Annotated in this window: 14 protein-coding genes; 3 read left to right on the forward strand and 11 right to left on the reverse strand. The window is 56.0% G+C overall.

The features are described from left to right. Positions 1-188: 188 nt before the first annotated feature. From ACYVHC_RS08335 to ACYVHC_RS08350, 4 genes are all read right to left on the reverse strand, one after another. Positions 189-3,155: a DEAD/DEAH box helicase gene (locus ACYVHC_RS08335; protein WP_460613233.1), complete on the reverse strand. Its 2,967-nt coding sequence runs from the start codon at positions 3,153-3,155 to the stop codon at positions 189-191. A gap of 328 nt (positions 3,156-3,483) precedes the next feature. Next, on the reverse strand, positions 3,484-4,713 hold the full coding sequence (locus tag ACYVHC_RS08340; protein WP_460613234.1) for an FtsX-like permease family protein: 1,230 nt from the start codon (positions 4,711-4,713) through the stop codon (positions 3,484-3,486). Between the two features lie 93 nt (positions 4,714-4,806). Beyond that, positions 4,807-5,616: a class I SAM-dependent methyltransferase gene (locus ACYVHC_RS08345; protein WP_460613235.1), complete on the reverse strand. Its 810-nt coding sequence runs from the start codon at positions 5,614-5,616 to the stop codon at positions 4,807-4,809. Between the two features lie 120 nt (positions 5,617-5,736). Further along, positions 5,737-6,186 carry a ribosome-binding factor A gene (locus ACYVHC_RS08350; protein ID WP_460613236.1) on the reverse strand — a complete coding sequence of 150 codons (450 nt, stop codon included), beginning with the start codon at positions 6,184-6,186 and terminating at the stop codon, positions 5,737-5,739. A gap of 188 nt (positions 6,187-6,374) precedes the next feature. Between ACYVHC_RS08350 and ACYVHC_RS08355 the strand changes: the two genes are divergently transcribed. Further along, positions 6,375-7,790: a hypothetical protein gene (locus ACYVHC_RS08355; protein ID WP_460613237.1), complete on the forward strand. Its 1,416-nt coding sequence runs from the start codon at positions 6,375-6,377 to the stop codon at positions 7,788-7,790. A 67-nt stretch (positions 7,791-7,857) separates the two neighbouring features. Here ACYVHC_RS08355 and rpiB read toward each other — a convergent pair whose 3' ends face one another. The 3 genes from rpiB to ACYVHC_RS08370 all read right to left on the reverse strand — a co-directional run bounded on the left by rpiB (position 7,858) and on the right by ACYVHC_RS08370 (position 10,689). Next, complete coding sequence (gene rpiB, locus ACYVHC_RS08360) at positions 7,858-8,289, reverse strand: RpiB/LacA/LacB family sugar-phosphate isomerase (protein WP_460613238.1); 432 nt, start codon at positions 8,287-8,289, stop codon at positions 7,858-7,860. Positions 8,290-8,405: 116 nt separating this feature from the next. Further along, positions 8,406-9,263, reverse strand: coding sequence for a twin-arginine translocase subunit TatC (gene tatC / locus ACYVHC_RS08365; RefSeq protein ID WP_460613239.1), 858 nt, complete (start codon positions 9,261-9,263; stop codon positions 8,406-8,408). 133 nt (positions 9,264-9,396) lie between these two features. Beyond that, on the reverse strand, positions 9,397-10,689 hold the full coding sequence (locus ACYVHC_RS08370; protein WP_460613240.1) for a serine hydroxymethyltransferase: 1,293 nt from the start codon (positions 10,687-10,689) through the stop codon (positions 9,397-9,399). Between the two features lie 201 nt (positions 10,690-10,890). Between ACYVHC_RS08370 and ACYVHC_RS08375 the strand changes: the two genes are divergently transcribed. Then, positions 10,891-11,403, forward strand: coding sequence for a hypothetical protein (locus tag ACYVHC_RS08375; RefSeq protein WP_460613241.1), 513 nt, complete (start codon positions 10,891-10,893; stop codon positions 11,401-11,403). A gap of 111 nt (positions 11,404-11,514) precedes the next feature. Continuing rightward, entirely contained in the window at positions 11,515-12,318 is an 804-nt protein-coding gene (locus tag ACYVHC_RS08380; protein WP_460613242.1) for a tetratricopeptide repeat protein, read from the forward strand. Positions 12,319-12,344: 26 nt separating this feature from the next. Here ACYVHC_RS08380 and ACYVHC_RS08385 read toward each other — a convergent pair whose 3' ends face one another. From ACYVHC_RS08385 to ACYVHC_RS08400, 4 genes are all read right to left on the reverse strand, one after another. Further along, entirely contained in the window at positions 12,345-13,043 is a 699-nt protein-coding gene (locus tag ACYVHC_RS08385; protein ID WP_460613243.1) for a metallophosphoesterase family protein, read from the reverse strand. A 78-nt stretch (positions 13,044-13,121) separates the two neighbouring features. Then, positions 13,122-13,337: a hypothetical protein gene (locus ACYVHC_RS08390; protein WP_460613244.1), complete on the reverse strand. Its 216-nt coding sequence runs from the start codon at positions 13,335-13,337 to the stop codon at positions 13,122-13,124. Positions 13,338-13,420: 83 nt separating this feature from the next. Next, positions 13,421-13,921, reverse strand: coding sequence for a hypothetical protein (locus ACYVHC_RS08395; protein WP_460613245.1), 501 nt, complete (start codon positions 13,919-13,921; stop codon positions 13,421-13,423). 273 nt (positions 13,922-14,194) lie between these two features. After that, on the reverse strand, positions 14,195-17,320 hold the full coding sequence (locus ACYVHC_RS08400) for a T9SS-dependent M36 family metallopeptidase (protein ID WP_460613246.1): 3,126 nt from the start codon (positions 17,318-17,320) through the stop codon (positions 14,195-14,197). Positions 17,321-17,767 lie beyond the last annotated feature (447 nt).

Genomic DNA, 17,767 nt, shown 5'->3' on the forward strand with positions numbered 1-17,767 from the left:
ACCTATCGGCCGCGAGTACTCCAGACCTGCTACTACGCCAGCTTCTTCGGAGTAGCTATTGCGGCGGTTAGTTCTATGTATTCAAGCGCTACCAAGCTGCCTGGCGTGAAGCTTCGGCAAGCTCAGCATGGTCCTTCTGTTTGAAATAACGTCAGCGCACGAACTATGCCTTTCTGAGCAGCCCACCGCTACCCCAGCAGCTCCTCAATATCCTCCTTGGTCAGGCTCTTGATGATGGCCTCATCGGTGGTGATGAGGTCCGTGACCAGCTGGATTTTCTTGTTCTGGAGGGCTAGTATTTTTTCCTCTACCGTGTTCTGGGTGATGAACTTATACGTGAATACCGTGCGCTGCTGCCCAATACGGTGGGCCCGGTCAACGGCCTGGGCCTCCACGGCGGGGTTCCACCACGGGTCGAGGATAAACACGTAGTCAGCGGCCGTGAGGTTGAGGCCTACGCCGCCCGCTTTCAGCGAAATCAGGAACACGCGCAGGTCTTCGGTTTCCTGGAACCTAGTAACCTCCTTGTGCCGGTCGCGGGTGTTCCCATCGAGGTACGCGTACTCAATCTGGCGTTCATCCAGGGAGGCGCGCACAATATCCAGGTGCTTCACAAACTGGCTAAACACCAGTACTTTGTGACCTTCTGAAACCACGCTCTTGATCATCCGGATTACCTCCCGCAGCTTGCCCGACTCATGCTCATACTCCGCATCGGCCATGCGGGGGTGGTTGGCAATTTGGCGGAGCTTGGTGAGGCCCTGCAGCAGCATAAACTGCGTACTGGCCGTGCCGTGCTCCTCTATGCTTTGCAGAATCTTATTGCGGTAGAAGCTCTTGGTTTCCTCGTAGCAATGCTGCTGCTCCTCTGTCATGGGGCAGTAGCTCAGGTTTTCAATCTTTTCGGGCAGCTCCGTGGCCACCTGGGCCTTGTGGCGGCGCAGGATAAAGGGCTTGATAAGTGCGTGGAGGCGCTTGGTTTTCAGCTCGTCCTTGCCCTTTTCAATCGGCTTCAGAAACTCCTTGCGGAAAAACGACTGGCTCCCCAGCAGCCCGGGGTTGATAAACGACATCTGCGACCATAGGTCCATGGTGCTGTTCTCTACGGGCGTACCCGTCAGGATGAGGCGGTGGCGCGAGTGCAGCCCCCGTACGGCCTGGGAGGTAGTAGAGCTAGGGTTCTTAATGGCCTGCGACTCATCCAGAATCACATAATCGAACTTGTACGTCTTGAGCAATTCGGCATCCAGGCGCACAATACCATACGACGTCAGCACCACATCATACTCAGCGAACTGCTCCACGTTTTTGTCGCGGTAAGTGCCGGTGTAAATGAGTAGGCGCAGGTTGGGCGTAAACTTAAACGCCTCCGTCATCCAGTTGTACACCAAGGAGGTTGGCATTACCAGCAAGGACGCGGCGCCTTTGGCGGCACCACTTTCCTTGCGTTGCAACAGCATGGCCAGCGTTTGCACGGTTTTCCCTAGGCCCATGTCATCGGCCAAGCAGCCGCCAAAGTGGTAGTCCTGCACAAAATGCAGCCAGTTGTAGCCCGCCTTCTGGTAGGGGCGCAGCTCGCCGCGGAAACCCGCGGGTAAGGGCCGGTCTTCCACAGCCTCAAACTCGCGCAGTTTTTCCAGCTTTCGGCTCATCACCACCGTGGCCAAGTTGCCATTCTGTAAGTCAGAAACCAGTGCTAAGTGGTGCTTGCGCAGCGTAAGCATCTGGTGGTGCTCCTCTACAAAGGCAAACAGCTCCAGATACTGGGTAAACCACTCCTCCGGGATGATGGCAATTTGCCCGTTCGGCAGGCGGAACTCGTGGCGCTTGTTGAGAATGTAAGGCCGCAGCTTGATGAAGGGCACGGCAAACTCTCCGAAATGCACAATGCCGTGCACATCAAACCAGTCGTTGGATTCCGTGATGCCTACCTGGGCTGTAATGGCCCCAATAAAGTAGTCTTTGCCCGAGGTGAGGCTTTGTTGCACCGTGAAGCCTAGGCGCACCAGCTCATCGGCGTGGTTGTGCAGCCAGCGGAAGGCGGTGGCCCGCTCCAGAATGGCGCGGCCATTCCGAACTTCCAAGGCCCGGTCGCGCAGCTCCGTAATAATCTCCTGCTCCCTATCAAGATTGCGAATGAGGCGGTGGAAGATGTAGGTGTCTTCCTGCTTTTCCAGCTTCACGCACACGCGCTTATCGTAGGCTGTGTGCACGGTGTGGTCGCCGTAGCGGAAGCTCAAGTCGAAATGGATCAGATCCGAATCGGGGGCTTCTAGGGTGGCCGTGCTGCCACGCCGGCCGTTGCTTGCCGTAGCGCCTCTGGGCGTACTAGGTGCTGCCGCTACGCTAACCCCGGGTACATCAGAAAACGTGAGTTGGGGGCGGGCAATGTAGCGTTCCGAGCGAATATCAAAGCCGCGGGCGTGCACATCAAACGACTCTACTAGCGGGGCCACAAAGCGCTGAAAGTAGCTGTCCTCTACCTGGCGCGGAATTACAATGAACTTCTTGTTAAGGAAGGGCTTGATCTTTTTGCCGTCCACATCGTTCAGGAAGTTGTGCAGCACATCGTCTACCAGCAGCCACGCCGGTTGTTCGCAAACGATTACGGCGTTTTTGTACTGAAATTCAAGCTTCTGGCCCTTGTACTGAATGGTGGGGAAATAATGCGTGCTGTCCTCGTTGCGCCGAAAATGAAAAAGCACCGAAGCCCGCTCCGGTGCTACCATTATTTCGCGCCATGTCGGCTCACCGTCCTTGCCCATAATGAACACATTCTTCCCCTGCAGCCGGTTCAGGATCTGGCCCATCCGCTCCTGCACATACAGGCAAATGGCTTCCTGCAAGGCTTTGTCGCCTTTCTCCGGGTCGTAAATCTTAAGGAAAAACTCAGCCGGAGTAGTCTTCTTCGACCAGAACTCCTTAATAACCGCATCCTGTTGGATCTGGTCTGTGAGAGCCACCAGCTCAAAGTCTACCACGTCCAGACCGTCCGCAAACTCAGGCGCGTTCTTGGCCGATACTGTCTGGTGCTGCAGTGTGAGCTGACCGCGTTGGTTGCGCTGCACTACATACGATTCAAACAGATAACCAAGATACTCGTGCTCAAGCAGAGAATAGACGATTTGAAAGGGCTGTGAAGTGGAAACCTTCATAGTCGGTTACTATAGTGCAGCTTCGAAAGTAAGAACAAATGCTAAATTGATATTTATTTATCGAAAAGTAAAATTCATTCCAAGAATAGTTACATTATAAAGATGAACAATGTTAAAATGTAGGTCGAACTAACCTTTGAGGTATATGAAGGTAACCGGCATTTCTTCCGAAAGTTATAGGATCTTTTTATGTGTCAACTGAACGTAGGCTTAACAGTAAGTAAGCGCGTAGAGCTGGGCCTATAGTAAACCGAGAAAGCGCCCGACTAGCCCAACATGGGCTGGCAGAGCGCTCTATACAATCCGGAAGTAAATTTTCGGTAGTAGCCTACAAGTTTTCCCGCAAGTCGAGGCGCGAGGCATTCAGCGCTGGCCGGATGGATACGGCAATGGTGATAAAGACGATAGCCAGGCCCGTAAGCATTACATCGGCGAACTGCATCTTGACGGGGTAGGAATCTACGACGCTAGTAGCCATGCCCATGCTTACAACATGGAAGGTTTGCTGAATCCAGCAGATACCCACGCCCAGCACCAACCCGGTAATGGCGCCCACTTGGGCCACAATAGCGCCCTCAAGCAGAAATATATTGCGGATCGTGCGCGTACTAGCCCCCATGGCCATCAGAACCGCAATGTCTTTGCGCTTATCAATGACCAGCATGGAAAGCGAAAAGAAGATGTTGATGCTGGCGATAAGCAGGATGAAGGCGAAGGTGATGAACACAAACATCTTCTCCACCTTAATGGCTTTGAGCAGGCTAACGTGCTGCTCGTCAGAATCCAGGACTTTAAATGTCTTGCCTAGCTCCTGTTTGAGCTCGTCCTTTACCTGCGCAATGTCGCGGCCGGGTTTCACCTTTACCTCGAGGGCAGTACGGCGGTTTTCGTAGCGCAGCAGCTGTTGGGCAAACTCCAGGGGCACAAACACATAGCTGTCGTCGATGTGCTGCTCAATCAGAAATACACCGCCCGCCAGGATGTTCTGCTCCGTAAAGGCAGTTTCTGGGTTCATGCTCAGCGTTTTGCGGCCCGTGTTACGCGGGTACAGCAAGCGCATAGGCGAAAACCGGTTGTCGAGCGTGATGCTGAGCTCGTGCTGGACACCGGCTCCTAGTAAGGCATAATCCAGCCCGTCGCGGTGCAAATCGTGGTTGCCATCCACAATGGCCGAGTCGATGTTGCTTTGCTTGTAGTAGTTGTCGGAAACGCCTTTCATCTTCACTACCATCTGCCGGTCGCGGTACTGCAGCAGGGCGTTGTCTTCAATCACCTCTGTGATAATGCCTACCCCCGCCGTGGCCCGCAACTTAGCTAGTAGGCGCGCATCAACCGGAAACGACTTGCCCTGCACAGCCGTGATCAGCAAATCCGAATCAGACTTGCCGTACAAACTCCGCACTAGGTCCTCGAGGCCGTTGAACACGGAAAGCACAATAATCAGCGCCATCGTCCCCACGGCCACGCCCACCATGGAGATGTTGGAGATAATGCTGATGATGTTGCGCTTCTTCTTCGAAAGAAAATAACGCCGGGCAATGAGCAAAGGTACGTTCACGTGCGGGGCGCGGGGTGGAGCTAGTGAAAGGGCGTAATAACGAAAATTGGTAGGTTAATCAGCAGCCAAGATACGCCGCCGGGCGCAAAAGGTCTATTTCCAGGCCTTCACAATCAGGCCAGTGCCCGAATCGTGCTTGGTGTTGGCATCGAACCAGTTTAGGAGCAAACAGAACGGGAACGTAACGAGGTAATAGAAGGGCAGCAGCACAAAAAACCACTTGGAGTAGCCCAGCATCAGGATGGGGTACTTCATGCTCAGCCGCCAGGATATTTGGCCCGGCTCCCCATAACTATACTGCGCCTCAATGCGCTCGAAGCCTGCTGTACGCAGTTTCTGCTGAATTTCGTGGATGTTGTAGCCATCGCGCACGTGCTCCTCAATGAAGGAGGTTTCGCCATCGGAGTGCACATCGGAGCCGCCCTGGTCTGAAGGGGTGGAGATGAGCAGCATGCCGCCGTCTTTGAGCGAGGCGTGAATGTTGCGGAACACCTCCACATCTTCCAGAATATGCTCCATCACATCCACCGACAGGGCCAAATCGAAGGTGTTGGGCTGCTGGTACAGCACAAGATCTTGCACGGCAAACTGGGCGTTGGTACGGCCGATTTGGCGGAAGAAGCGGTTGGAGTCGGCTACCTGCTCATCCTTCACATCCACGGCCAGAATCTCCCACTTCTTGCTCAGGCCCGACATCCAGTAAGTGTACTGCCCGTAGCCGGAGCCGGCATCCAGAATGCTGGTGGCGGCATCGGTGCGGCCTTTGGCCCACTGGCGTAGCTCGCGGTGCACGTGCCAGGTCCGGAGCAGGAGCAAATCGAGCAGGTGGTAGAAGAGGCGGCGGAGCCACGGCGTACGGTTAAATACTTCGCCGAGCGACTTCTTAATCGGGTCGTAGTACAAAGGGGTGAGATTGTGAAGTTGTGAGGTTGTGAAACTGTGGCTTGATGAAGTATTGAGAACAGGTCCGGTATACAAGCAGACCGCCTTTCGCAACGTTACAAGCGCACCATTTCACCTTGGCTATTCGTCTTCGTCGGCGAACAGCTTGGGCCGCTTGGGCGCACCGCCCTCCGGGCCGCCTTGAGTGGCGTCGTCGCCTTCGCTAGGGGTAGGCGGAATGTGAATGTCGCCGAATATCTTGTCCATGTGGGCCGCGTACGCCGCTGAGTCATCCAGGAAAAAGACTAGGTCCGGTACGATGCGCAACTGCTGGCGCACGCGCTTGGCCAATGCCTGCCGAATACCTTTCTGGTTGTCTTTCACTAGCAGCAGCAGGTCCTCGCCGCTGGTATCCTTGGCCATCACCAACAGGCTCAGGTACACGCGGGCAATGCCCAAATCGGGGGAAACGCGAATCAGGCTGATGCCCGGCGGCAACCCCGGAAACAAGTGGGGCAGGTCGCGTTGAAATACGGCGGCCAACTCCTGTTGGAGCAGGCTAGCTACTTTTTGCTGTCGTTTACTTTCCATAAGAATTTACAAAGATACCGTTTGGGGTGATTAGGTAACGCAGGGAATAGATGATTAGGTAATTACCTAGGGACGCTAACGCCAGAAAGCTGGGTGCGGCCTTGCCGGAACCGTACATTTGCCGGCTAGTAGGCCGCTTTGTTTTTCCGGCGCTAGGGTCTGTTTCGTTTTAAACTGCTGATTTCGCCTTGCTGCAATTTTTCAAAAGCTCCCTGCCCACCCGGCTTTTTGCCTTGTTGCTGCTGTTGCTGGCGCTGCGGCTTCCGCTGCTGTGGCTGGGCATTCCGCTTACGCCCGCTGAGCTTCGGGCCCTGCTGGTAGGCGAGCGGCTGCAGGAGGGCGCCCTCCTGTACCAGGATATTTATGATAGCATGGCGCCGCTGGCCGCCGCGTTTTATGGCGCCTTAGACCTAGTAAGTGCCCGGCCATTGTGGCTGTACCGCTTGCTGGCTCTGGCTCTGCTGATTTTTCAGGCCTTGCGCTTCAACTTTGTGCTCAACCGGGCCGATGTGCACCCGGAGCGCGGTTACGTGGGCGCACTCACGTACCTGCTGCTCGGCAGCCTCACCTCCGAGCTAGATGCGTTGTCGCCGCTGCTGCTGGGCCATTCGTTTCTGATTGCGGCCCTGAGCGCCTTGCTGCCTACCTCCCGCGAGGGCTACGATAACCGGCGGCTGTTCCGGGCCGGCTTTCTGATTGGGGTAGCGGCGCTGTGCTACCTGCCGCTGGCGTTATTTCTGTTGGTGGGCTTGTTTGCCGTTATTATCTTCGCGGCCAACTCGTTTAGGAGCTTTTTGCTGCTGGTTTGCGGCTTTTTGTTTCCGTATGCAGTGGTGGCTACGTTCTTTCTGTACACGGAGTCGTTGCCGGGTTTTGCTCAGTTTCATCTGCAGCCCACCTTGCGCGGCTTAGTAACCGAAACCGATGGGCTGCCGCTATGGGTGCTGCTGCGCCTACTGATTTTGCCGGGGTTGCTGCTGGTGCTAGGCCTAGTGCGCAGCTTCACTACCTCCCTCGGACTTGTGTTCCAGATCAAGTTTCAGCAGCTGATGCTGATTTGGCTGGTGGTGGCGGTGGCCATTGGAGCTGCCGGCCGCGGCATGGCTACCGGCACGTTGGTGCTTATTTTGCCACCTCTCACGTATTTCAGCTTGTTTCTGTGGCAGAAAGGGCGGCGGGCCTGGGTACCGGAACTGCTGCTGCTGGTGGTGATTGGGCTGGTGGTGGTGGTGCGGTATCGGTCGGTGCTGCACCTAGAAACCGTTATCCAGATTCCGGGAGAAGGTAACTATGCCATAAATCCGGAGCCCAAATATGCCTTTCTACAGGGGCAGCGCCTACTGGTACTAGGTCCCGATCAGCGCCCCTACGTGCAGAACCGCTTGGCTACTCCGTACTTCGACTGGCGCCTAGCGCAGGCCGATTTTGGCCACCTGAAGGAGTACGATGCGGTGTTCCGGGTGGCCCGCAACTTCCAAAACAACCCGCCTCAATACCTCATCGACCAGGCCGGGCTAGTACCAGAACTGCAATACAAAATCCCAGACATTTTTGGCCGCTACCGGCCCACGAATACACCCGGTGTGTACCGCTTAAGCAAATAAAAGAGCGGGTTTGCGCTGCACTAGGTCCTGGTGCAGCGCAAACCCGCTCTTAGCATGGCGCTAGCAATTAGCAGCTTATCTTGTCAATGCGAGTCTGGTGGCGGCCGCCTTCAAAAGCGGTGTTCAGAAACTGGCTGGTAATGGCGCGGGCTGTTTCGGCATCTACAAAGCGGGCCGGAATGCACACAATATTGGCGTTGTTGTGCTGCCGAATCAGGGTGGCTACCTCCGGTTCCCAGGCCAACCCCGCCCGAATGCCCTGGTGCTTATTAGCCGTAATGCACACTCCGTTGGCGGAGCCACACAGCAGAATGCCCAGCTCAAACTCGCCCTGCTCCACGGCCGAGGCTAGCGGATGCACATAATCAGGGTAGTCCACAGAGTCGGCGGAGTAGGTGCCAAAATCCTGGACCTCATACCCGTTGTCGCGGAGCCAGTGCAGCAGCATTTGCTTTTGCTCGAAGCCGGCGTGGTCGGAACCAATGGCAAGTTTCGTCATGTGAGTGAGCTAGGAAAGTGAGTTGAGAGGAGTGAAGGTAGTACAGATGGCAAAAAAATGTGCTGACGCAGCTAGTGGTAAAGCTCATCAGCACATTTCTTGTTCCGTATCAGGAGCTATGCTATGCCTTTGTTTTCAGTTAGTTGTGCGTTCAGGGAAGCAGTGCGGTTGCGGCCTACTACCCGGGCAATGTTAATACTCAGCTCATAGAGCAGAATGATAGGAATGGTCACGATAATCTGGGCCGATACATCGGGAGGCGTGATGATGGCCGCAATAACCAGAATAACCACAATGGCGTGCTTGCGGTACACGCGCATGATTTCGGGCGTTATCAAACCAGCTTTGGCCAGGAAGAACACAATCATGGGCAGCTCAAACACAAAAGCACACGATAACGACATGGTCGTGAGTGTGCTCAGGTAGCTTTGCATGTCAATCTGGTTTTCAATGGTAGCATCTACCACGTAGCCCGCCAGAAAGTTGATGCTCATGGGCGCCGCAATGTAGTAGCCAAAGAGCAGGCCCAACGCAAACAGCACCGAGACAAAGAATACGGCCCCCTGCGAGTTCTGCTGCTCATGCGGGTAAAGACCGGGCTTAATAAAGCGCCACAGCTCCCAGAACAAATACGGAAAGCCCAGCACCAGGCCCACAATAAAGGAGGTACTGATGTGCATGGTCAGCTGCCCGCTCATTTCACGGTTCTGAATGACAAAGCCAATTTTATCGATGCACAGGCTGGGCGCGTGCAGCCATTCCCCCACCTGGCAGAACATCCGGTACGTCCAGAAGTCGGGGCGTGAAGGACCCAGGATCAGGTCGTGAAATAGAAAGTCCTTGGAGAAAAAGGCCGCCAGGGCAAATATCACTACCGCAATAGCCGCCCGGATGATGTGCCAGCGTAAGGCCTCCAGGTGGTCGATAAAAGACATTTCCTGCTGGTTGCCCAGCGCAGGTTGATTAGGATCCACAGAACGGGGGAAATGAGGAAATAAACGAAGGAGTCAGGACTAGGGTGACAGACAAACGAAAACCAGCCCGAACAGGATGCTGCCGGACCAGTTTTCGTGTCAAATAGGCCTAGCTACTCAGCCATTCCGGAGGTTAAACGAACAGCGGATACTGCTCCATCCACTCGTTGATCTGGCCCCGAACGCGGGCAATGCGGGTATCGTCGTCGTTATGGGTCAGCACTTCATCAATGAACTCCACAATCCGAACCATATCCGTTTCCTTCAGGCCACGAGTGGTTACCGCCGCCGAGCCGATGCGCATGCCGCTGGTAATAAAGGGCGACTTATCATCGAAGGGCACCATGTTCTTGTTGATGGTGATATCGGCCTTGATAAGCGTGTTCTCCGCAATTTTGCCGGTCAGGCCTTTGCTGCGCAGGTCAATTAGCATCAGGTGGTTGTCGGTGCCGCCTGAAATAATTTGGTAGCCGCGCTCCACGAAGGCACCTGCCAACGCCTGCGCGTTTTTGATAACCTGGTGGGTGTAGTCGGTGTAAGCGTCGCTGAGCGCTTCGCCGAAAGCAACGGCTTTTGCGCCGATAACGTGCTCAAGCGGGCCGCCTTGGGTGCCTGGGAATACGCCCGAGTCCAGCAGGCTGCTCATCATGCGGATTTCGCCTTTCGGAGTTTTCAGGCCGAAGGGGTTTTCGAAATCCTTGCCCATCATGATCAGGCCGCCGCGCGGGCCGCGCAGGGTTTTGTGCGTCGTCGTCGTAACGATGTGGCAGTAGTCGAAGGGGTTATTCAGCAAGCCCTTGGCAATCAGGCCGGAAGGGTGCGAAATATCAGCCAGCAACAGCGCGCCTACCTCGTCGGCCGCTTCGCGCAGAGCTTTGTAGTCCCAGTCGCGGGAGTAGGCCGAGGCACCGCAGATGATCAGCTTCGGCTGCTCGCGGCGGGCCGTTTCTTTTACTTTCTCCCAGTCAATAAGGCCGGTTTCGCGCTCTACGCCATAAAAGGAAGGCTTGTAGAGTTTGCCTGAGAAGTTAACGGGCGAGCCATGGGTCAGGTGGCCGCCGTGCGACAGGTCGAAGCCGAGGATTTTGTCGCCGGGGTTCAGGATGGCCAGCATGACGGCAGCATTGGCCTGAGCACCAGAGTGCGGCTGCACGTTTACCCATTCTACTCCGAACAGCTCCTTGGCCCGGTCGATGGCCAATTGCTCGATCTGGTCCACGATTTCGCAGCCACCGTAGTAGCGCTTACCGGGCAGACCCTCGGCGTATTTGTTGGTGAGGATGGAGCCCTGGGCCCGCATCACTTGCTCCGACACGTAGTTTTCGGAGGCAATGAGTTCAATACCGTGAGTTTGCCGTGCTTTCTCCTTCTGAATCAGGTCGAAAATTACGGTGTCGTGGGTGAGGGTAGTGGCTTGCGTTTCCATAGCTTCAAAGGTAGCGGATGAATAGTGAAATGAGTACGCACTAGGCTTGGGAGTTTGCCAAACCCTCCTTGTAGTTGTGGTGTGGCTTTAGAAAAGGTAACGGCCTAGGACAGGTGCAGACCTAAACCGGTACGTGCTAGCGTAACCGGCTGGCCACGGGCACTTCTTCCGCATCTCGCAACTTCGCCTTACCTTGCCTGTATGAACTCGCCCCAGCAGCTTGCCGAAGTCCTGACCAGCTTACGCATCGGCAATCAGTCGTTTCTGATTACGTTTTATGAACAGAACCGCGACCTGTTTGCCCGCTGGGCCCGGCGCCAGCACCAGCTGGCGCCGCCTGAGGCCCACGCCCTGCTGCGCACTGTAGTAGTAGAGTTCTACGACCAAGTCGCCGATGGCCGCCTAACCAAGCTGCCACCCGATTTGCGGGCGTACGTGTATGGCATTGCCGATGAGCAAATGCGAGCTGCCCGCACTACGGCCGAGTTGCCCAGGGCCGAAGCTGGCCGGCGCCATCACCTCTTGGCAATGTTTCAGCAGCTAGGAGAAGGGTGCCAGAAAATGCTGATGTATTTCTACTTCCGGGGCTACAACTTTGAGAAGGTGGCCGGCAAGATGGGGTACGCCAATGCCAACGTTGCCCGGATCCAGAAATCGAGCTGCCTGCGGAAGCTGTACGAACTGCGGCTGCGCGCCGAAGGAGCCCAAGCATAATGGCTGGCTGGGCTCTTCTGCGTAGCTTAGCAGCTTCTGGGAGCTGTTGTGTACCTGCAGCATGCCTCCTAATCCGCCGCCCTACGCTTATTTTCCCGCTAGTACTGTAGTATGACGCCGCCTGCCTTCGACCTGCGCCCTTACCTGGAAGAGCTGGAACGCTTTGCCGATGGCCAGATGACGCCCGCTGAGCAGGAAGCCTTTGAGGTCCGGCTGGAGCAGGATGCTACGCTGTACCAAGCCTACCAGGCGTACGAGCAGCTGGCCGCCGACCTACGCTGGGTGGCCGGGCACGAAACCCTGCATCAGCGCCTGCTCGCCCTAGATTTGCGCCTGGATCAGCGCCAAGCCGCCTTGGGCCGCATCCGCCGCCGGCAGCGCCGCACGCAACAGCGCTGGGGCCTGCTGGGGTTGGCGGCTGGTATTGTGCTTGTATTGCTCTGGATGATCCTGCGCCCAACGGCCCCGAATGCGGAGGCCTCCTGGACCCGGTACTACGTGCCTGAGGTAGGGTTATCTGATGACGTAGTGCAGGAGACGCAACGCCCCCTGCTGGCCGAAGCCATGCGCTACTACCGCGACGGCCACTACGCGCCGGCGCTGCACTCCTTGCGGCGCATTTCGTCCAGCAGCCTGGGCCAGGATACGCTCATGTACTATAATGGCATCTTTCTGCTAAGCCAGGATAAGCCTGAGCAGATTAAGGCTGCGCAACCATTTCTGCGGCGCGTAGCCATGCAGTCGGGCTCGGGGCTGGCCCGGCGGGCGCGCTACCACCTGGGCATGGCCTACTGGCGCAATCAACAAATTACGGCTGCCCGCAACACGCTGCGCTCCGTCGCCAACGACCCCCAGAACCCGTATCAGGAAGCGGCCCGCCAGCTGCTTCGCTCCGACGCGCTACCGCAGGAATAAGGAAGCCAAACACTAGCCTGCCTGGCTTATCGAACCGCAATGGGGTAGTCGGGCTCTATGTTGGGTTGCAGCACCAGTTTGTTAGTATCTAGGTCCAGAGCGGCCAGATGGCGAAGCTCCAGGTTGTGGCGGTACACGCACCCTGTATCGAGGCAAATAGCTTCTTTGTGGGCTTTTACGTGTTTTTCCACGGTTGCTGTGGGGGTGGGCACGTGCCCGTGCACTATTCGCTTGCCGCCCGTGCGGGAAGCATCGTAGGTAAAGGCCTTGGTATTGAGCATGGTGTCCCAATCGTGGCGCATTTGCTCAGCGGGCAAGCGAAAATCGAAGCCGGCATGCACCAGAATAAAGCCCGGTACTTCAAACTGATACGGCAGGTCATGTAGCCAGCGCAGGTAGCGGGCCGGAATGTCCTCGGGCCGTTCTACGCCAAAGCTCTGTAATGTAATACGGCGGTCTTCATCCGTGGCCCAGGTGAGTTGTTGGTGTCCGTTGGCGGCGTCCAGCAGTTCCTGGTCGTGGTTACCCCGCAGGCACACCACGTGGTAGCCCCGTTGCGGAAGCTGCATAAGATAGTCGAGGGTGCCGCGGCTATCGGGTCCTTTGTTCACGTAATCACCTAGTACATACAGTTCATCTTGTGGGGTTAGCTTCAGCTTTTCCTCTACTAGGTGCTGAAACGAGCGTAAGCAGCCGTGCAAATCAGTGGTAACGTAACGGGCCATGAGCGTAACTGGAAAGAAGAAACGAGAAACAAAAAAGCACCTGCCGTGGCAGGTGCTTTTTTACGGAGTCCGCAGTCTTTAGCTGTAAGCGGGCTTGTCCAGATCGGGCTTGTCGAGGTTGCGGTTCGGATGACGCAGACCAGCATCTAGGGCCTCCTGGGCCAAGCGCTCTTCGGTGGCCTCATCTAAATTATTTACAGGCAGGTTGCCGGTGCCTTTCGGCTGTTCCGTTTGGCTAGGGCTGCCATGGTTTTCCTTAGACTGCTGATTGGTGTTATTGCTTTTGTAGGGCATCGCGTTCAGAAGTTTACTGGTTCGTTTTCACGTAGAAACAGAGCGGGAAACTAAAAATGCCAGGAAAAACCTGGGCCTACAGGCTACTGCACAATGGCAGAGTCCGAGGCATTCGGGTCAGTGAGGTCGGCGTTGGTGCCTTGGCGGGCCAGCTCATCGTTGTTGGGCTGGCGTTGCTCCATTTGGCCCATGCCCACACGGGAGTTCGGGTTGCGCATTTCGTCGCGGCCGGGGCGGTCGTCGTCCGCATCCAGCTCATCTACGGGGCGACGCGGGCGCATGTCAGCGTCGCGGTCGTCGGGCATATCCTGGTTGGGGCGGTCGGAGCGGCCTTCGTCGTTGCTGCGCATATTATCGGCGGGGCGCTGGGCCTTATCCGCATCTTCATTCACGGAAAGCGAGGTAATACCGTTCTCACTGTCTGTGCCGTAGCCTTCTTTGCCGTCGCGGTTGCCGAAGCCACCACGCGCTGCTTCGTTCTTGGGTGGGTCAGCACCTGGGATGATGTGTCCGGCAGAGAGTTCCTGGTCCGTCGTGTCGTCGTTGATTACGCGAACGGGACGATTGTTTGGGTCAATGGCCATAAATAAGCAGACTAGTAGGATGGGAGGAGTTACAGGAAAGTGTACTGTGGTTTGAGGGTTTGGGTTTAGGTTTCGCCTAGTAGCTGGCCCATAAAATTGCGGCGTGCCCTCCTGCGTAGCTGAACGGTTGAGGCTCTCATGAGGCCTATTACTAAAGGCGTTAAGCCAATGCGCCAACCAAAAACGGGGACCTTTCCACTCCTATCAAGCAACAAAACGGGAGGCCCCGACTAGCAGGGCCTCCCGTCCTATTTCCAGGCAAATAGCTGATGCCTAGTCTTGCAGTACAATGCGGGTAAACTTGCTCTTTTTGCCAGTTACCAACCGGGCCATGTAGGTGCCGGAAGAGAGCTTGCCTTTGCTGAATTCATACGAGAAGCTCTCCCCCGCTTCGCCGTTGCCTTCTGCAACTACCGTTACCACCGAGCCCTGCATATTCATTACCTCCAGGCGGTAGTGGCCGCTTGCAGGTAGTTTGAAGGCTAGGGACGTACGACCCCGCGAAGGGTTGGGTGAAGCCGTTAGGCCATCCTCCGCGGTGCTTTCGCTGCCCAACAGGCTCGTGGAAGCCTCTTCCTGGCAGGTGCCTACCATGTCGCCGTGGCGCAGGTGGTCTAGGACATCGGTGCTGCCGATGCAGAGCAGCTTGCCGTTGTGGCACACCTGCACTTTGTCGTTTTTATTGCCGCAGCGCACGTCAATCACCTCAATTCTAACCTCAGCCGTGCGGGTGCACTGGTCAGCGTTAACGGCCGTAACGGTGAAGGTGTACGAACCAGCCGCAGTAGGCGTGAACACCGGATTAGCACTAGTGGCGTTGCTCAGGCCGGTTGCCGGCGCCCAGGTGTACTGGAAGGTTGGGTCGCCGCTGGCGGTTAGCGTCACGCTCTGAGCACCATAGCCTAGGTAAATGGTGTTGCGGGCGGCCCCAGCGAAGCCAGCAGTTTCGGGCGATACCGTAATGGTGGGTGCTGAGCAGGCATACAGTGGGGGCATATCGAAGGCCTCCACTTGGTCGATGCGGCTGGAGCTGAGGCCCTGCTTGGCGCTAAAGCCCAGACCACGGCGGGCAAATACCTTCCAAATTAGCTCCTGGTTGGCGCCTTTGTTCAAGACCATATCAGCCGCCAGAATGCCGTTGCGGGCATCTACGAAGCCAGGGCTGCAGGGCTGCTGCTTCAGGCCTTCAATCACGAGAGCCATTGCGATGTTGTTGCCGCCCGTGCCTTTATACAAGTCAGCATGATACCCGTATTTCTCGATCAGGGCCCAGTTCATGTCCCAGATCATGGTAGCCCATACAAAACCTACGCCGTGCGGAGCTGCCAGCGCCGTGTTGTTGGTAGCGCCATACGTGTAATTATTCACCGCAAAATCGGTGCTGTACGGAGCCGGACGAATACCGCGGCCGGTGGTGGGCTGCCCGGAGGCGTATGTGCCAATACCACGCGGCTTCGCGCCGTTGTCGCCAACTTTTGTGGTCAGCATCAGGCCAAACCAGTCGCTCCAGCCTTCACCCGCTTGTTCAGCATTGCGCAAGCAGGTTGAGTTCATGGCGCCGCCCGTCAGGCGGGTAGAGATGCCGTGACCGTATTCGTGGGCAATGATGCCGTTATCGAAGTCGCCATCAAATTCCGGACCTGAGCCATCATTCTTCAAAGTAATTACCACTTCCGTTTGCGCATCCAGTGCCGTCCGGACCTTAGCTCCATCGGCTTGGCTGATCATTACGGCCGGAATAGCAATAGCCGGCAGGGCCACGGTGGGCGCACCGCCCATGATAATGGGTGCACCAGCGGCGTTGTTAATAACTAAAACAGCTATAGCTCCTGCTTTTTGAGCGTTCTGTACCTTATCGGCAAAGCCGCAGCTACCCCGGTACACCACCGCAATGTTGCCGCTGATGGCCGCTGCATTACTAAACTCGCTGCAGCCTTCCTGGCCTACGCCCGTGGCCGTAGCGGCCAGCACAAGCTTGCCCGTTACGGGTGTGGAGGTTAAGGGCTTACTGAAGCTGCCTTCGAGGGCGATGTAGCTCCCGGCCAAGGCAGCTGGCGAGGTAATGCGGAACAAGTCCTTATCGGGAATACCGCTCCACAGGTACATCTGCATGCGGGGCGCAAAGCCGTCGTTGCCGGTGGCAAAGTTGGCGTTGTTGCGCGTCGTTGGGATGTTGCGGCTGTCTTGGGCCTCAGCTAGTACGGGGTCATTGGCCATGCCGCCCCTGTCGAAGACATCATACTGGAAGTTGCCACTGGCCTCATCGAAGCCATACTGGTACCAGATGTCGTGCATGAGGTTGTTCCAGTAGAACAGGTTTGCTGTAGCCGCATCGCGGTACGTGACGGGCTGCTTGGTTAGGTCAACCGGAAAGTTAAAGTTCAAGTCAGCACCACCATCGGGACTGTAGTTGGTAGCGAAGCTATTGTTATTGGTAGGGTCTTCGTAGGCGAAAACGTTGTTGCCACGGGTGGTAGTAAACGAGCCAGCGGGCGAGTAGTGCCAGCCCCGAGGCGAGGCTTTTTCATCGGCAGCACTCGTGCTGACAAATACCCGAGGCCCGTGGTTAGGGCTTTCCGTTACCAGGGGGTACACATTGTAGATGTTGGCTACCGGGTCGGCGGCGGCCGCTACGGTGGCGGCAAAGTTAAACGGCTTCGATGCCGCAACAGCCTGAGAAGCGCCGTAGCCCAGCGGGAGACCGCCGGGGCCATCATTGTCAAACTCGCAGTGTACTACTAGGTTGTCTTTTTCCAGCACCTCCCCGGTAGCAGCATCTAACCGCATGTCCCACCAGTTCTGAGCGTTCAATTCGTAAATCGACACGTTCCAGGCCAGGCGCAGGCTGCCATCGGGCATGGGCTGATACACGAGCTTGGCCGGAATGGACTCCAGCGAAATGCCCCCGTTTGAGAACAGAACCTCTTGGTTTGTGCCCCCGGTCTTTTTCTGAACTGACAGCGGCTGTTTCAAGGAGATGTTCAGATGTCGGGCTGCGGCCGCTACCGCCGCCTCGGCCGTGAGGCGGGCTTTGGCCGGCTTCACGCGCTTGCTCACATCAAGTTGGAAGCGGTTCCCCACGTTCAGGACCTGGTTGTCTGGGGTCATGTTCACGTTGGTAATGGCATTGTGGATTTCAATGCCTTGGTACCGCTGCTTCAGGTAAATGTGTTTTACTCCACTCCTCTTCGACTCCGTCTGACTGCTTACCGCAACGTCGGCAATATCAGAATCTGTGAGCTTGAGGAGTTGCTTGTTTTTTTTGAGGTGGTTCAGTACGGCCTGCGGTACTGCTTTCTGGTCCGAGGGCCCCGTGCCTTGGCCATAGGTAGCCTGACCGGCTAGGAATAAGGAGGCTGCTAGCACGGGCGGTGCCAGGCGTGGTAAGAGTTTATGCATGTTGTAAGAGTATGGTGGATAAGGCAATAGCGCACTGTAAGTAAACTGTTTGGTATAGTTTTTTCAATAAGTAATTTAACTTATTTCATTAATAGTAGGCATTCATTGAAATAATTACAATTGAAAGGGCCTTTCTTTGGCTTAATGGCTATTTTTATTAATAATATCATATATATCAAAATTATGTCATTGTGAATACGCTGTAGCTCAGCGGTATAGCCGAGCCAAAACGGGAACTGACTAGGTGCCTGAAAACGAAAAGCCCCCTGGCAGCAAAGCCAGAGGGCAAAAGGAGGAGTAATAACTTCACTGGGAAGCGTGGCCTCTGTGTGCTTTGCTAGGGCGTTTGGAGGTGTAAAGCGCTAAAATATAGCTTGATAGGCGTGCTGTAAGCTAGGCAAAAACCCGTTTTACAGCAGTTTATGCCACTGCGGCAGAATCCTATAG

This window comes from Hymenobacter seoulensis, assembly GCF_054780535.1.

Bases quoted from the DNA above. Each gene is read 5' to 3' on its own strand.
- ACYVHC_RS08335 (WP_460613233.1), bottom strand. From the start codon at position 3,155: ATGAAGGTTTCCACTTCACAGCCCTTTCAAATCGTCTATTCTCTGCTT.
- ACYVHC_RS08350 (WP_460613236.1), bottom strand. From the start codon at position 6,186: ATGGAAAGTAAACGACAGCAAAAAGTAGCTAGCCTGCTCCAACAGGAG.
- rpiB (WP_460613238.1), bottom strand. From the start codon at position 8,289: ATGACGAAACTTGCCATTGGTTCCGACCACGCCGGCTTCGAGCAAAAG.
- ACYVHC_RS08370 (WP_460613240.1), bottom strand. From the start codon at position 10,689: ATGGAAACGCAAGCCACTACCCTCACCCACGACACCGTAATTTTCGAC.
- ACYVHC_RS08375 (WP_460613241.1), top strand. From the start codon at position 10,891: ATGAACTCGCCCCAGCAGCTTGCCGAAGTCCTGACCAGCTTACGCATC.
- ACYVHC_RS08380 (WP_460613242.1), top strand. From the start codon at position 11,515: ATGACGCCGCCTGCCTTCGACCTGCGCCCTTACCTGGAAGAGCTGGAA.
- ACYVHC_RS08385 (WP_460613243.1), bottom strand. From the start codon at position 13,043: ATGGCCCGTTACGTTACCACTGATTTGCACGGCTGCTTACGCTCGTTT.
- ACYVHC_RS08390 (WP_460613244.1), bottom strand. From the start codon at position 13,337: ATGCCCTACAAAAGCAATAACACCAATCAGCAGTCTAAGGAAAACCAT.
- ACYVHC_RS08395 (WP_460613245.1), bottom strand. From the start codon at position 13,921: ATGGCCATTGACCCAAACAATCGTCCCGTTCGCGTAATCAACGACGAC.
- ACYVHC_RS08400 (WP_460613246.1), bottom strand. From the start codon at position 17,320: ATGCATAAACTCTTACCACGCCTGGCACCGCCCGTGCTAGCAGCCTCC.